This is a genomic window from Pseudoprevotella muciniphila (genome assembly GCF_003265305.2).
Classification (GTDB): Bacteria; Bacteroidota; Bacteroidia; order Bacteroidales; family Bacteroidaceae; genus Alloprevotella; species Alloprevotella muciniphila.
Window position 1 is genome coordinate 76,172 of sequence record NZ_CP033459.1, and the last position, 14,340, is coordinate 90,511.

12 protein-coding genes and 4 tRNA genes are annotated in these 14,340 nt (G+C 43.6%); 9 read left to right on the plus strand and 7 right to left on the minus strand.

Going from position 1 to position 14,340, the window contains the following annotated elements; all coding sequences use genetic code 11:
- The first annotated feature begins 1 nt into the window (after position 1).
- The 3 genes from C7Y71_RS00350 (at position 2) to C7Y71_RS00360 (ending at position 2,219) form a co-directional block, all read left to right on the plus strand.
- Complete coding sequence (locus C7Y71_RS00350) at positions 2 to 727, plus strand: YebC/PmpR family DNA-binding transcriptional regulator (RefSeq protein WP_111899326.1); 726 nt, start codon at positions 2 to 4, stop codon at positions 725 to 727.
- A gap of 2 nt (positions 728 to 729) precedes the next feature.
- Entirely contained in the window at positions 730 to 978 is a 249-nt protein-coding gene (locus C7Y71_RS00355; protein ID WP_111899327.1) for a TIGR03905 family TSCPD domain-containing protein, read from the plus strand.
- Positions 979 to 1,115: 137 nt separating this feature from the next.
- Positions 1,116 to 2,219, plus strand: coding sequence for a glycosyltransferase (locus tag C7Y71_RS00360; RefSeq protein WP_111899328.1), 1,104 nt, complete (start codon positions 1,116 to 1,118; stop codon positions 2,217 to 2,219).
- Positions 2,220 to 2,271: 52 nt separating this feature from the next.
- Here C7Y71_RS00360 and fmt read toward each other — a convergent pair whose 3' ends face one another.
- Genes fmt through C7Y71_RS00380 form a run of 4 tightly spaced genes read right to left on the minus strand, consistent with a single transcriptional unit; the run spans position 2,272 to position 6,021 of the window.
- A complete protein-coding gene (gene fmt / locus C7Y71_RS00365) occupies positions 2,272 to 3,237 on the minus strand; it encodes a methionyl-tRNA formyltransferase (RefSeq protein ID WP_111899329.1) in 966 nt (321 codons plus the stop codon).
- Positions 3,238 to 3,263: 26 nt separating this feature from the next.
- Positions 3,264 to 4,838, minus strand: coding sequence for a peptide chain release factor 3 (locus C7Y71_RS00370; protein WP_193215982.1), 1,575 nt, complete (start codon positions 4,836 to 4,838; stop codon positions 3,264 to 3,266).
- 1 nt (position 4,839) lies between these two features.
- The gene (locus tag C7Y71_RS00375; protein ID WP_111899331.1) at positions 4,840 to 5,511 is read right to left on the minus strand and encodes a YggS family pyridoxal phosphate-dependent enzyme; all 672 of its coding nucleotides are present in this window, start codon (positions 5,509 to 5,511) and stop codon (positions 4,840 to 4,842) included.
- Positions 5,512 to 5,559: 48 nt separating this feature from the next.
- Entirely contained in the window at positions 5,560 to 6,021 is a 462-nt protein-coding gene (locus C7Y71_RS00380; RefSeq protein ID WP_111899332.1) for a DUF4494 domain-containing protein, read from the minus strand.
- A 349-nt stretch (positions 6,022 to 6,370) separates the two neighbouring features.
- Here C7Y71_RS00380 and C7Y71_RS00385 point away from each other — a divergent pair, with 349 nt between their 5' ends.
- The gene (locus tag C7Y71_RS00385; protein WP_146739500.1) at positions 6,371 to 8,473 is read left to right on the plus strand and encodes a hypothetical protein; all 2,103 of its coding nucleotides are present in this window, start codon (positions 6,371 to 6,373) and stop codon (positions 8,471 to 8,473) included.
- A 321-nt stretch (positions 8,474 to 8,794) separates the two neighbouring features.
- Positions 8,795 to 9,823 (plus strand): IS110 family RNA-guided transposase, encoded by a 1,029-nt coding sequence (locus C7Y71_RS00390; RefSeq protein ID WP_151908873.1) that lies wholly within the window; start codon positions 8,795 to 8,797, stop codon positions 9,821 to 9,823.
- Between the two features lie 416 nt (positions 9,824 to 10,239).
- Here C7Y71_RS00390 and C7Y71_RS00395 read toward each other — a convergent pair whose 3' ends face one another.
- The 3 genes from C7Y71_RS00395 to C7Y71_RS00405 all read right to left on the minus strand — a co-directional run bounded on the left by C7Y71_RS00395 (position 10,240) and on the right by C7Y71_RS00405 (position 13,061).
- Positions 10,240 to 11,721 (minus strand): transporter substrate-binding domain-containing protein, encoded by a 1,482-nt coding sequence (locus C7Y71_RS00395; protein ID WP_193215928.1) that lies wholly within the window; start codon positions 11,719 to 11,721, stop codon positions 10,240 to 10,242.
- A 101-nt stretch (positions 11,722 to 11,822) separates the two neighbouring features.
- Entirely contained in the window at positions 11,823 to 12,599 is a 777-nt protein-coding gene (locus tag C7Y71_RS00400) for a tRNA(His) guanylyltransferase Thg1 family protein (protein ID WP_111898675.1), read from the minus strand.
- A gap of 3 nt (positions 12,600 to 12,602) precedes the next feature.
- A complete protein-coding gene (locus C7Y71_RS00405; protein ID WP_226943490.1) occupies positions 12,603 to 13,061 on the minus strand; it encodes an ATP-binding protein in 459 nt (152 codons plus the stop codon).
- Between the two features lie 422 nt (positions 13,062 to 13,483).
- Between C7Y71_RS00405 and C7Y71_RS00410 the strand changes: the two genes are divergently transcribed.
- The 4 genes from C7Y71_RS00410 (at position 13,484) to C7Y71_RS00425 (ending at position 14,188) form a co-directional block, all read left to right on the plus strand.
- Positions 13,484 to 13,557: transfer RNA gene (locus C7Y71_RS00410), tRNA-Met, on the plus strand.
- 345 nt (positions 13,558 to 13,902) lie between these two features.
- Positions 13,903 to 13,977 (plus strand) — tRNA-Val (locus tag C7Y71_RS00415).
- Positions 13,978 to 14,005: 28 nt separating this feature from the next.
- Positions 14,006 to 14,080: transfer RNA gene (locus C7Y71_RS00420), tRNA-Val, on the plus strand.
- Between the two features lie 33 nt (positions 14,081 to 14,113).
- A tRNA-Val gene (locus tag C7Y71_RS00425) sits at positions 14,114 to 14,188 on the plus strand.
- Positions 14,189 to 14,340 lie beyond the last annotated feature (152 nt).

Sequence of the window (14,340 nt, forward strand, 5' to 3'; positions counted from 1 at the left end):
AATGGGAAGAGCATTTGAATACAGAAAAGCCTCCAAACTGAAACGATGGGGCCACATGGCAAAAACCTTTACAAAAATAGGGAAGCAGATAGCCGTTGCAGTGAAAACCGGTGGGCCTGAACCCGAAAACAATCCCACACTGCGTGCCATAATCGCCACTGCCAAGCGCGAGAACATGCCGAAGGACAACATCGATCGCGCCATCAAAAACGCAATGGGTAAAGACCAAAGTGATTACAAGACCATGACATACGAAGGCTATGGTCCTCACGGTATCGCTATATTTGTTGACACGCTGACCGACAATCCTACACGTACTGTCGGCGATGTACGCTCCATCTTCAATAAGTTTAACGGCAACCTTGGAACGATGGGCTCGCTCGCATTCCTTTTCGACCATAAAGCAGTCTTTTCGTTCAAGAAGAAAGAAGGTATTGATATGGACGAACTCATCCTCGATCTGATAGATTATGGTGTGGAAGATGAATTTGACGAGGATGAAGAAGAAGGCACACTTACTATCTATGGCGATCCGAAAAGTTTCAGCGAAATTCAGAAGCACCTTGAAGAAGAAGGGTTTGAAGAGGTGAGCGGTGAATTTACCTATATCCCCAACGACCTGAAGGACGTCACTCCAGAGCAACGCGAAACCATCGACAAAATGGTGGAACGTCTCGAAGAGTTTGACGATGTGCAAACCGTTTACACGAACATGAAACCTGAATAGCATTGAAGACACTGCAATACACTACATCAGGTACATGTAGCAAACAGATAGAAATCCATGTGGATGACAACGACTGTGTGCAAAGCGTAAACTTCCTTGGGGGCTGCAATGGAAATCTTCAGGGAATAGGCAGATTGGTAAAGGGTATGAAGCGCGAAGAAGTTATCAAACGCCTCGAAGGCATTCGCTGCGGTTCAAAACCTACTTCTTGTCCCGACCAACTCAGCCGCGCATTGAAAGAGATGCAGTAGAATACCCCAAAACTGGTTTGCAGTCTTAATAAGGGAGGCGTCAAGTTATGCCTCCTTTCTTTTGTAAGTTAAGAAAAATCAAAAAACTTACTTGATAACCTTTTAGTAATAAATAGTAAATTTGTCGTTCATATAATATGAAGATTCTCTTGCTTGGCGAATATAGTAATGTGCATGCCACCCTTGCCGAAGGACTGCGAGCCTTAGGTCAGGACGTGGTGCTTGCCAGCGAGGGCGACAACTGGAAAAACTATCCACGCGACATAGACCTCTTCAGAGAGAGCAACAGCACTTGGTGTGGCATTAAGACTTACTTGAAAATCAAGACTTTGATGCCACAATTCGAAAACTACGATGTGGTTCAAATCATTAACCCAGTTTTCTTGCCGCTAAAGGCCGAGCGGCACTATGAATTCTATCATCAATTGCGACGCAACAATGGAAAACTTTTTCTTGGTGCCTTTGGGATGGATTACTATTGGGTGAAAGCCGGGCTCGATTGCAAAACCTTCAGATACAGCGATTTTAATATAGGCTCGCAAGTAAGACATCGCGAGGATAACGATATTTGGATACACGATTGGCTGGAAGGTCCGAAAGGCGAATTGAACAGGTATATTGCTGATGACTGTGATGGCATAGTTGCCGGACTTTATGAATACTATGCAGGATACAAACCTTATTTCCCGCAAAAACTGACATATATCCCTTTTCCTATCAGGAAATGTGCAGAAGCAGAGAATCCTGAAACAGGCGAAAAGATAAAGTTCTTTATAGGCATACAGCGTTCAAGAAGTTCTTATAAGGGTACCGACATCATGCTACGCGCTTTGGAACGCGTTGAAAGCAAATATCCTGACGCTTGTGAAATAGTTCGGGTTGAGAATGTGCCTTTTGAAGAATATAAACGCCTGATGAACGACAGCGATGTCATACTTGACCAACTCTATTCCTATACCCCTGCCATGAATGCACTGGAGGCAATGGCAAGAGGGCTTGTGGTTGTTGGAGGTGGTGAACCGGAGAATTATGAGATACTGCATGAAAACGAGTTAAGACCTATCGTTAATGTAGAACCCAATGAAGAAAGTGTTTTCGATCAACTCTGCAATCTCATAGAACACCGCAAAGACATACCCTGTATGAAAAAACAGAGTCAGTTGTATATTGCGCGTCATCACGACCATATTAAGGTGGCCCAGCAGTATCTCGATTTTTGGAAAAGCAAAGCCCTCAGATAGTAGGCAGACTACCCGAGGGCTTTTTGTTCTATAAGCAGACCATGTAAAGATGTTATATCACTTTTATGTCGCCGTTTGCATGAAAACCATTGAGAAATTCTTCAACCTTCATGCGTTTTTTACCAGCAATCTGAACAACCTTAAGGGCAAGCATGCCGTCGGAAAGTGATACCAGCAAGCGTTTGTCTTCTATAATAACAGTACCGACAGGAAGATCCTGCCTTTCCTCAATTTTCTCAGTCTCGAATATCTTGAGCACGTGCGACTTGTCGCCGTTTTGCAACGTTGTCCATGCAGCAGGGTAGGGTGACAGACCGCGTATGAAGTCATATACCCTTTTCGTGCCTTTCTGCCAGTCTATTTGGCAGGTATCCTTGAATATCTTTGGCGCCGGGCGAAGGTTTTCTTCGGCTGCTATTTCATTTTGCGGCATACATTTTATTGTGCCGGCAATGATGTTGTCAATGGTTTCTATGACCAAATCTCCACCAATAGCCATCAATTTATCATGAATTATGCCCGCGTTGTCAGAATCTGCTATAGGTATGCGTACTTGCTGGATGATGTCGCCGGTATCTATTTCATGTTTAAGGAAGAACGTAGTCACACCTGTCTCTTTATCGCCATTTATGATAGCCCAGTTGATGGGGGCAGCACCACGATATTGTGGTAAGAGTGAAGCATGAAGGTTGAATGTGCCGAGTCGGGGCATGTTCCATACCGCTTCTGGAAGCATCCTGAATGCTACTACAATCTGCAAATCCGCCTTTAATTCCCGCAATTCATCAATGAAAGCATTATCTTTTAAATTGGCAGGCTGTAGTACTTTCAGACCATGTTCAACGGCATATTTCTTGACCGGCGAAGCCTGAAGCGTGTCCTGATGGCGACCGATGGGCTTGTCAGGCATGGTAATGACACCAACCACATTGTAGCCGCCTTCAACCAACCGTCGGAGGCTCTCTACGGCGAAATCGGGAGTGCCCATATAGACTATTTTCAGATCTTCCTTTTTCATGTGCTTAGTGATTAAAATGCAAATTATTAAAATTCACTTGTGAAGTGGAATCTGATATTTTTGAAATCTTCCTGCGCCATTTGAAGCACATAGCCACTATCAGCCAAGAAAACATCACGTCCTTCGTGGTCTATTGCCATATATTGATACTTGCGCTTCTTGAAAATCTCCAATTCTGCGGCATCATCGCTTTCTATCCAGCAAGCCTTGTAAAGGTGTATCGGCTCCCAACGGCATTTGGCGCCATATTCGTGTTCCAGGCGATATTGGATGACTTCAAATTGAAGTTGACCTACTGTGCCTACGATCTTTCTGCCGTTGAACTGGTTGGTGAACAATTGCGCCACACCTTCGTCCATGAGTTGATCAATACCTTTCTGCAGTTGCTTGGTCTTCATCGGGTCAGCATTCTCTATGTATTTGAACATCTCAGGTGAGAAACTCGGCAAACCGCGGAAATGTATCAGTTCGCCCTCGGTCAGCGTATCTCCAATTTTGAAAATGCCGTTGTCTGGCAGACCTACGATGTCGCCTGGCCACGCCTCGTCGATGGTACTCTTGCGTTGAGCCATAAATTGCGTTGGAGAAGAGAACCGTACTGTTTTACCCAGACGAATGTGTTGATAAGGCGCATTGCGAACAAACTTACCACTGCAAACCTTACAGAATGCTATGCACGACCGATGGTTAGGGTCGATGTTGGCGGTAATCTTGAAGATAAAACCACTGAATTTAGGTTCTTCGGGGTTGACATCGCGCTCTTCAGCCTTGGTCGGGCGTGGACATGGTGCAATCTTTACGAAACAATCGAGCAATTCCTTTACACCAAAATTATTAAGTGCAGAACCAAAGAACACTGGTGCTACTTCGGCATTCAGATAGGAATCAACGTCAAACGTGGGATAAACACCCTCAATCAGTTCCAAATCTTCGCGCAACTTTGCGGCATCTTCTTCGCCCACATTCGCCTCTAATTCCTGACTGTTGATATCAACGGCAATCTTTTCCGTCACTTTTTGTTTATCTGGAACGAAAAGGTCAAGTTGTTCTTCATAGATGTTATAGACACCCTTAAAACGCGCACCTTGGTTGATGGGCCATGATAAAGGGCGCACCTTGATTTGAAGTTCTTGTTCCAACTCGTCAAGAAGATCGAAGGGGTCGCGGCCCTCGCGGTCCATTTTGTTGATAAAAATGATGACTGGAGTGTTGCGCATGCGGCATACCGTCATCAATTTGCGCGTTTGTGCTTCCACACCTTTCGCGCCGTCAACAACGATGATGGCACTGTCAACAGCGGTCAGTGTGCGGAACGTGTCTTCTGCAAAATCTTGGTGACCGGGAGTGTCGAGAATGTTGATTTTATAGTCGTTATAGTCGAATTCCATAACAGACGTAGTGACGGAGATGCCGCGTTGTTTCTCTATGTCCATCCAGTCGCTCGTTGCTGTCTTGCGAATCTTGTTGCTCTTGACAGCCCCGGCAACCTGTATCTGTCCGCCGAAAAGCAATAATTTTTCGGTTAGGGTGGTCTTACCGGCGTCAGGATGTGAAATGATGGCGAATGTGCGCCTGCGTTCTATTTCTTGATTCATCGTAATTTTAGTATTGTCGTGCACCAAAAATGCGGGTGCCTACTCTTATCATATTACTGCCTTCCTCGATGGCTATGTGGTAATCATCACTCATGCCCCACGACTTGATGCAGAAATCTGCATCTTCAGCAAAGTATGCCTTCTTAATTTCCTCAAAAAGAGAGTTGGCTGTTTTGAACTCCTGCCTAATCTGCTCTTCGTCATCTGTAAAAGTAGCCATGCACATCATTCCTGATATTTTCGCATAACTTAGGCTTTTCCAATCGCATGATGAGAGAATGTGCTTCAATTCGTCAGGTAAAAAGCCGAATTTAGTCTCTTCCTTTGCCACATGTACCTGTAGCAGGCAGGGAATTCTTCGCCCCACCTTCTTGCCTTGCTTGTCTATCTCGCGGAGAAGTTTTTCCGAATCCATAGCATGAATGAGCGAAACGTAAGGAGCAATGTATTTCACCTTGTTGGGCTGCAAATGTCCGATGAAGTGCCATTCTATGTCGTCAGGGAGAATAGGCTTTTTCTCTTGCAGTTCTTGCACTCGGCTCTCGCCGAAAATGCGATGGCCTGCAGAATATGCTGCTTCAATCGCTTCTTTGGGATGAAACTTCGATACAGCAACAAGCCTCACATGTTGAGGTAAATCGGCAAGAACGGCTTGTATGTTTTCTTTTATGGCTTCCATTGGAAGAATGTCGTAGCAGAGTAGTTTGTTTGTATAAAATAGCACTTTTTATGCTTTTGTAGCACTTTCAGGAGCTGCTTCTTGATAATGGTACACATCCATAATCAATGTTTCTTGTATCATGGCAATAGTATAGTCCATCATCGAACCTTTCATGCCTTCATCAAGACGCTGCAAAGCTTTGCGAATGTCGCCTGCCTGAATAAGTACCTGCTGAGTTGTCTTACGTTCCTTTGCCGTTTTTTCGTCTATTGTAACAAATACCAACTTTGCCTTGAACCAACGGTCAGCATCATCACCAGGAGTCTCAAACAATTCTGCATATTTCACACGCTTAATGTCGCTAACCTCAAACTCACCAGTCATAAAAGGCTTAATTTCATTTATAATGCGCCTCTCTGCCTCTGTGAAACTAATGGCATCAACCAAATAAGGCTCACTCACTTTCTTTACACTGCCATCTTCGAGCGTCTTTTCATATTTCACCTTGCATTCAAACCAATCGTACATAATATTTCTGTTTTAATATGTTATACTTCAATTAGAGCACGCGAAATTAGCAAATTTCCGTAATCCTCACAAATTTTATTCTTCCTTTGTTGGTCTTTTGCCAATAGAATTTGTATTGTCGTTTGCATTCTTGTAAAGAATGATTATCTTTGCAATAGATTAAACACTGTCACGTGTCATGCTAATAAGGATACGATAATGCCCGTGGAGATTTTTTCTGGTTGAAAATAATCGAATTTCTCGCGTTGATGCATAAAGTATTTTAATGTGGCAGTAGTAAATGTTGCTATTGGCATAGAACCTCGTTTGATAACATAACTTAATTTATTCCATAAAAACATTAACCGTTATGAGAAAAATCATATCTCTCTTGATGATGCTGACATTTCCTTTTTTCTTTGCAAGTTGCGAAGATGAGGAACAAATGCAAAATGTGATAGGCGATTGGTACACTTCGTATTCAGCCACCGGAGTAACATCAGACGGAATCGCCTATAATCGCATCGTGCAAGTCTATCATTTTAATCCTGATGGTACGGGCTATTGGTGCTATTTCTACCTTACCGATGATCTCGATGAACCAGTAGGCATGAAGGGTGGCCACAATATCGGTAGTTTCACCTATAACATGTCTGAATCGAATATCAGAATTCTGCTGAACGTAGATAACGAGGTAAGCAATCCAACGTGGGGTTTGGCTTATCTACAGAATGCTATATTGGGCACTGATGGTAGCACCGCTTATACCCTCTTGCCTGCAACGGCAGAACAGATGGAATGGTGCCGCTATTGGGACGAAATATGCAATGGTGGAGGCGATATAGATGCCATCAATATGACGATGGAGAATTTCAAAATGAATGGTGCAGAACAAACTGGCGAGAATAAGGTTTCGCGTTGGACACTTGCCTACCAACTCACCGTTGGAAACAATAACAGCGAAGCCACAATCTATAAAGTACCCGTATTTGCACTGGGCGATTATGCCTATCTGCTCAATCGCTTTGTGAACACGTTTGCTAATAACAAACCATTCTGGGCTACGTCTGGTATGGAACTTGTGGAGTATGGTAGCGCAACATCAGGCACCTATCGCTTCCCCAACTCTTACAGCTGCCTCATGTCGGCCAGTGGCAATCAAGGCATAGTGCTCCCAATAGTGGCTTATACGCCCACGAAAGGAAATGATTTGCACTTCCGCCAAGTTGGAGCAGGAGTAAATGTAAAAATCACAAACAGTACGAGCAACACATTGGCGATTGACGCAATAATTGTCAAGAGTGAAAACTACAGAATCACTTCCGACGCTGTAACGCTTCAATATGATGCAGAAGACTTGAATTACACACCTACAACCACCTCAGATGCCTCTGAGCGCGAGGTGAAGGTGGTATTCCCAGCGACGGGCATCGGTGTGTTCGAACTTCCTGCTAATGCACCAAGCGCAAACATCGTGGTACCTATTCTGCCCATTGGCGACGACAACCTAACGATTGAAGTAAGATGCCATGTTCAAAGCGAAGGAGTGCTTGCCGCAGCAGGCAAAATCGAATATAGCCACACATCGGAGTTTAATGCCTTAGGGCGTGGAGAACTGGGTTCTGTCGAAGCAAATTTAACTCCTGAAAGCAAGGATTTAAGCAGCACAGGTGCTTTTAGTATTGGTGGTGGCAAGAAAGTTTACTTCTCAAAAGGTAATCTGAAAGCCTCTACTACCTCCTATTCAGAAACTTACGGATGGGTATGGGGAAACTGGACTTTCAGTTTCATGAACAAGCAGTATGACATGCTCGAAGATGGCGATAAGAACAATCGCCCTTCTCTCAATTATAGCGACCGAAATGAAATCAGTCTATTTGGCTTTGGCACAAGTGGCTACCCGAATGGTCAGGAATGTTATCCGCCCAACAGTGCAGACCAGCGTGGATGGATGAACATTTGGGCTGACACCTACTATTTCCAAACTCATCTTGTAGGCACAGCCGACTGGGGCTACAACGCCATTAGCAATGGTGGCAAGAAAGAGAACAGCGGATGGCGCACACTTACTGCTGACGAATGGGAACATCTGCTCTTCTATCGTGAAGGCAACGAAGATAAATTGTCTCTCGCTACCGTCTGCGGTGTTAAGGGAGCGGTTATCTTGCCAGACGTTTGGAAACTCCCTGATGGTCTAACATGGGAGCCAGGTTCTGAACACTATGCCACAAACGTCTATTCAGCAGCCCAATGGGATGCTATGGAAGCCGCTGGTGCAGTATTCTTGCCCGCAGCAGGAGTCAGAAGAATGGAAAATTACAATCCCACGCCCACTGGTATTAAGAGTAATCATAGAAGAGTGGCAAGAAACGGGTTGGTATTGGACATCCTCAGTATCTGCCATGCCAGAGTATGCCCACGTAGTGGGCTTCCACGACGGCGAAGGTATTGCTCTCAGCATGGAAGAGCGTGAATTCGGATCAAGTGTCCGCTTGGTACGCGATTTCTAAAAGAAAATATTGTTGTCCGCCCTAACTTTGCAGCGATGAAAGTTTTTAATCAAACTATTCATCGCTGCACGGCTTTCATTACCTTTGTCGTAGTAAGGTAACGATTGACCGCCAGGGAGATAGTCAATGGTGTCCGCTAGGTTTTGAGCCTATTTTTAGTTGTTGGCCTCCCTGGATTTTATTAGTTGAAAGTCAATTAGGAAGTTAGGTTTGAAACCTATTTAGGGTGGTAATTCCCAACTAATTACGGTCAATCAAATGTAAAATTCAAGTACGACAAAGGTATGAAAAAGATTTTTATCGGCATTGATGTTTCTAAAGAAACTATTGACGTGAGTTTTGTAGAGTCGGATTTCCAGCAGCAACCGAAGTATCTGGCACAGTACCCGAACAGCAAGAAAGGCTACCGCTCAATGGTCCGCGACCTGAAACATGCTCTTCGTGACACCAATACTGGGCAATGGCTGTTCTGCTGCGAGACCACGGGCGCATATGACAAGCAGATGTGCCACTGGTTGGTTGAGAATGAGATGCACGTTTGGCGAGAGAGCGCACTCCAAATCAAACAGAGTTTGGGCATTCGTCGAGGCAAGAATGACAAGGCGGACTCTATGGCCATAGCCGACTATGCTCGCAGACATCCCGATAAAATCAACTTTTTCAAAATACCAAACAAGGAACTGGCCGCGCTGAAAGACCTGTTCATGTATCGCCAGAACCTTGTGGATAAGCTAAAAGGTGTCAAGAACCGCCAAAAAGCCATGAAAAGCCAAGGCGATGCCGTCAGCAAAGCAGCCAAGTTCATCTGCCGCGACACCAATAACGAAATAAAGCGGCTAGAACGCAGCATTGCTGAGTGCGAAAACGCCATGATGGAGGTAATTCGTTCAGACGAACAACTAGAAAGAAATTATGAACATGTGAAATCCATCAAAGGCTTCGGACTGGTGGTCACTGTCGCCCTGATGGTTTTCTCAGGAAATTTTCAAAACATCCCGACAGCCAACAAGATGGCCACATACTGTGGGGTCGCCTCTTTCCGCAACACCTCTGGCACAACTATCAACTCAAGACAGGATGTGAGACACCTAAGCAATCGCAGACTCAAAGGCCTGCTCTCTATGGCTGCCAGAAGTGCCATCCAGCACAATGATGCCATACAACGATACTATCAACGGAAGATAGATCAAGGAAAACTGTACGGTGTAGCCATTAACAATGTCAAAAACAAACTAATCCACATCGCTTATGCGTTGGTAAAAAGCAATCAGGATTATCAAACAGAATACATGTTCAATGAAGATGCCGTTTGAAGACGTTTAATCATCAACTATGAAAAAAATACAATAGGGTGCCCAAGCCAAATGGGAAGTTCACAGACAGGCATCTACACGGCAGATAAGATAATTTATGTGCTAAATTCAATAATGTTGCACTTTCTGACGAAAAATTTCATCAAAATACTTGCACAATATCTTAGGAAGTTCACAGACAGGCATCTACACGGCAGATAAGATAATTTATGTGCCAAATTCAATAATGTTGCACTTTCTGACGAAAAATTTCATCAAAATACTTGCACAATATCTTAGGAAGCTAAACTTTTTGGGCATTGAAAAAATGAGGTCGGCTTCCTTGATTGGATTCCGACCTATTTTGTTATTTCAATCGGTAAGTATTATGGTCTTACAACTCTATTTTTGTGTAATCTCTTCTTGAGTCTGTTTGCCTATTCGTAACCGTACACTAATCCATACTTTTCGTGTAACTCTCTTAGCGAGCCATCGGATTTCATTTGTGCTATAACCGTATTTACGAGTGAAAGCAAATCTTCTTGCCCTTTTCGCATCAGTACACCAATTTCTCCGTGAGTGAAGGGAGAGTTGATGAGTGGTGCGGCGAGGCGTGTATCATTTTTGACGTACCAAGGCGCTTCGGTTATTTCAGTTATCATAACGTCTGCATTGCCCTCTGCTACTTGATTTGGGATTTCTTCATTCTTTTGATATACAATAATGGTCGCGTTAGTAAGGTTCTCTTTGGCAAACTCTTCGTTGAGTCCCCCTGGATTTACCATTACGCGCACTTCCGGTTTGTTGATGTCTGCAAGCGATTGGAACCGATTGACATCCGCGGACCTGCATAGTATGGTCTTTCCGTTAGTTAAATAGCCGTTACTCATCAGCATGGTCTCCTTACGCGTTTCTGTGATGGTGATCCCTCCGATGGCAAGGTCGAAAGTCTGTGGCTCTGTCAGGACATCAGCAGTCAGCGTGGGCCATGAGGTTCGTACATACTCAATTTCAACTCCTATTCTCTTTGCTATCATTTCTGCCATTTCAATACCAAATCCCCAATAATTGCCATCGGCTTCGCAATACGACAAAGGGCGATAATCGCCAGTCGTACCTACGAGCAGTTTCCCGCGTTCAACGATTCGCTGAACTGTGGGTTGTTCGATGAGTTCAAAATGCTGGAAATCCTTGCATGTCGTCCAGTCGCCGCCCCATTCAAAGCCTGCTTCTCTAAAGAGTAGGAAGCAAAGATCATCATGGTCTATTTTGTAGGGAAAGTCCTTGGTGCGGTCGCAATACTCTTCTGCTGTAGCCGGCTGTATGAAACGTGTGCCGTCGGGACGATCCTTATAGTATGGATTGTAGAGCGTGTTGATATCTACAGCCAGTCCGCGTGCATGTTTCGACAACTTGGTGGTCCCGGCAACTGCACGATAGCAGAAACATGACGTATTATTATCGCGCATCTGTGTTTCGTCATCGGCATTATAGACATCAGGCAAAAGCATCCGCTGAATTGGATATTTGGCTTCGTAGAGTTCGCGCAGGATGTGTGCCACACGTTCGGCTATCATCTTGTTGCAAACCATTTCGCCGATGTGTATCTTCTCATCGTAGTCCCAGTGAAGGGCACGGACATGGCGCAAGTCGTCGCGTCCGATATGTGGGTTTTCCTTGTATGTCTTACCTTGCATTCTCGCCCATACACCATCAGGTATGGGCTCTGCAGCAAAACATTTGTCAATACCCCCAAAAGTCTCTATAGCCTTTGCCGATACGGTGTCTCCTGCATGCCAGGTGCTAAGTGAAGATGTGTCAGGCAGAAAGGAATAATCTGATTCCGAACAAGCCTGCAGATTGATTCCACTAAGTATCAGAATAGTTACTACTGTCCATTGTTTCAATAAATGTTTCATTGGTGTGTCTTTTTGTTTTGTAATAAATGCACTGCAAAGTTACAACTTCATTTTTCTTTCTGATATCAATCATTAAGCAATCGTTATAATTTCAAAATCGGTTATTTCTTTTCCTTGTTGGCTTCATCAATTATTTCAGCAATAAGACTCGAATAATCCTGACCGATAGGTAAATTCATTTCTATACGTAATGATTGACGGACAAAAGTCGTTGTCTTCTTAGTTCTGGGGTTAAAGCCTTGTCGTTGTTCTTTTTGTAAATACAGTCCGACACCGCGCTTTTGCCAATCTGGAAGGTTGTTATAGTTGATACTTCTTTTAAAAAGAATCTCGTTCTTTTCTGCGTTCGAGATGCCCGATATACATGCATTAGCGTCATATGCAGAAACACCCTCTTTTCGTAGCACCCAATAGCAATGAGCGTTTAGAGAATTGCGGTGCGCATCTTCTTGTCGCCATCTGAAATAGTCAATTACATTCTCTGCAGTGGGAAGTGGGATTAATCGATTGTCGAATATGGCTGCTCTGCCCGTTTGCATTGAGAACGCAACGGATGCTTCAGAAGCAAGTATTGATATTAACTTTCTTTCTTTTCTTCCGAAAGTCTCGTCTTTCAAATGGAACAACAATGAAATTTCGTCGCTTTGAGTATAACCGTAGATTATTCGAAAACCACAACTCATCAAGTGCTTTGTGGTTTCAATCATGGCGTCACGGAATTTGGTGTCAAAAGGTTTCTCAAGATTCCACTCTTTTTTAGTAAGTCTTGTAAATCCGTGTCCGTCAAGTCGGGCTACTATATAAATCCCTTCGAGCATGGTTCTGTCAAGCGATTGTTCAAACCGTCGCATCTGTTTGTCAAGCGTGTCAAAGTTCATATCTTATCCTTCCCATTTTGTTATTTCAAAATCGTTGTTGCATATTTTTACAAAATATAATTCATCGAAGCCCTCTGATTTGGAAGGCATCTCGAGTTTGTTGCTCGTAGCGGCAATCGCTTTCGAAGGTATATTGCCGTCCCTTTGTTCATTCCTTTTTATGCAGTCCTTCACTTTGCTTTGGAAAAATAGGCCTATAATGTGATAACCGTGTTGTTTGGCTAACTGAATATACTTCGTTCTGTCCGATTTTGTAGGATTAGTGTTGTCGATGACAAAAGACTTGTTACTTCTAACACATTTCTCTAACTTTTCTGCTTCTCTGTTTCTTGTATGGAGAATATCGAGGCTGATATGAATATAGCCCCCATCATACATCTCTTTTTTATAAAATGTCGTCTTGCCGCTGGCTTGTATACCAATGAATATTATGGCTTGTCTGTCTTCCTTTCTAAATGGCAAAATGCTCATCTTGAAACCATGTTATTTGTTCTTCCTTATTTTATAACTGCAAAATTAACATCTCATGTGCAGTCTATGTGCGTAGTTAAACTTTTTTGCACTTTTTTTGAAACTTTTTTGTATTACGCAAATAGGTTGCGTAATTTGTCCCGATTTTTGCACCGTAAAGAAAACAATCTTTGAAGGATTGGAAATAATGCGGTTGCCGTAGCAGAGAGATACTTCGTTTATAACGAGCTTAATAACGGCATTTCTTGTCGGCTCGTGCCTATAATGGTGTCAAACACTCTTTGCAAATGTCGCACCACATTCTTAAGAGGTATGTGAATAACCTTAGTCGTTCTTTGTAATGACAGAGAGTTTTACTAATAGCCCTTATCTAAATCCATTTTTCGGTATATTTTAATCGAGTTGGATTTTATAGCGGAGTAGAGCAGTTGGTTAGCATACAAGTTCCATACGCTTGAGGTCGCAGGTTCGAGTCCTGCCTCCGCAACAAAAGCAGAATGCCGTAGAGCGACAGATACTTCGCTCCATCAACTTAAGGGAGGGTTTTTACTGGTTTTTCTCAAAAATCTTTGCGAGACTCCCGCTCTGTTCCTCGCTTGTCGCTTCTGCTTATATAACGGTTGCCGTAGTGAAGAGATGCTTCATAGCTATTTAATAAAGCGCCCGATTAGGGACCGGGAGAGACACGAAGCTCTACACGCCTGTAGCACCGTTTTTAATTAAATGCCGATTCTATCCGACTTCTTTCTAAAAAAATATTTTTGAAAAAAATCCCATATAATTTTGCTGTTATTTTAATTCTTTCTAATTTTGCATCGCTTTTTCAGAAAACGGGCGTTTAGCTCAGCTGGTTTAGAGCATCTGCCTTACAAGCAGAGGGTCGGCGGTTCGAATCCGTCAACGCCCACGAATTCTGACGAAGCGACAAACGATGAGGGCGTTTAGCTCAGCTGGTTTAGAGCATCTGCCTTACAAGCAGAGGGTCGGCGGTTCGAATCCGTCAACGCCCACCTCAAAATGATAAGAATAACTCCCTGCAAAAGGGGCGTTTAGCTCAGCTGGTTTAGAGCATCTGCCTTACAAGCAGAGGGTCGGCGGTTCGAATCCGTCAACGCCCACACAATCAGTTCCCTGTTTGACAATGTCATTCAGGGATTTTTTATTACGAACACAGACATTAAATTCTTTATATTTTATGTTATATGTTTCGGTAATTATTGCTAATTTTGCGTCCGATATTTTGAGGCGCCAAATAGCGTGCCGAAATAAG

What these genes read in the sequence shown, in the direction of transcription:
- C7Y71_RS00350 (WP_111899326.1), top strand. Translation starts at nt 2, where the DNA reads ATGGGAAGAGCATTTGAATACAGAAAAGCCTCCAAACTGAAACGATGG.
- C7Y71_RS00360 (WP_111899328.1), top strand. Translation starts at nt 1,116, where the DNA reads ATGAAGATTCTCTTGCTTGGCGAATATAGTAATGTGCATGCCACCCTT.
- fmt (WP_111899329.1), bottom strand. Translation starts at nt 3,237, where the DNA reads ATGAAAAAGGAAGATCTGAAAATAGTCTATATGGGCACTCCCGATTTC.
- C7Y71_RS00375 (WP_111899331.1), bottom strand. Translation starts at nt 5,511, where the DNA reads ATGGAAGCCATAAAAGAAAACATACAAGCCGTTCTTGCCGATTTACCT.
- C7Y71_RS00380 (WP_111899332.1), bottom strand. Translation starts at nt 6,021, where the DNA reads ATGTACGATTGGTTTGAATGCAAGGTGAAATATGAAAAGACGCTCGAA.
- C7Y71_RS00385 (WP_146739500.1), top strand. Translation starts at nt 6,371, where the DNA reads ATGAGAAAAATCATATCTCTCTTGATGATGCTGACATTTCCTTTTTTC.
- C7Y71_RS00390 (WP_151908873.1), top strand. Translation starts at nt 8,795, where the DNA reads ATGAAAAAGATTTTTATCGGCATTGATGTTTCTAAAGAAACTATTGAC.
- C7Y71_RS00395 (WP_193215928.1), bottom strand. Translation starts at nt 11,721, where the DNA reads ATGAAACATTTATTGAAACAATGGACAGTAGTAACTATTCTGATACTT.
- C7Y71_RS00400 (WP_111898675.1), bottom strand. Translation starts at nt 12,599, where the DNA reads ATGAACTTTGACACGCTTGACAAACAGATGCGACGGTTTGAACAATCG.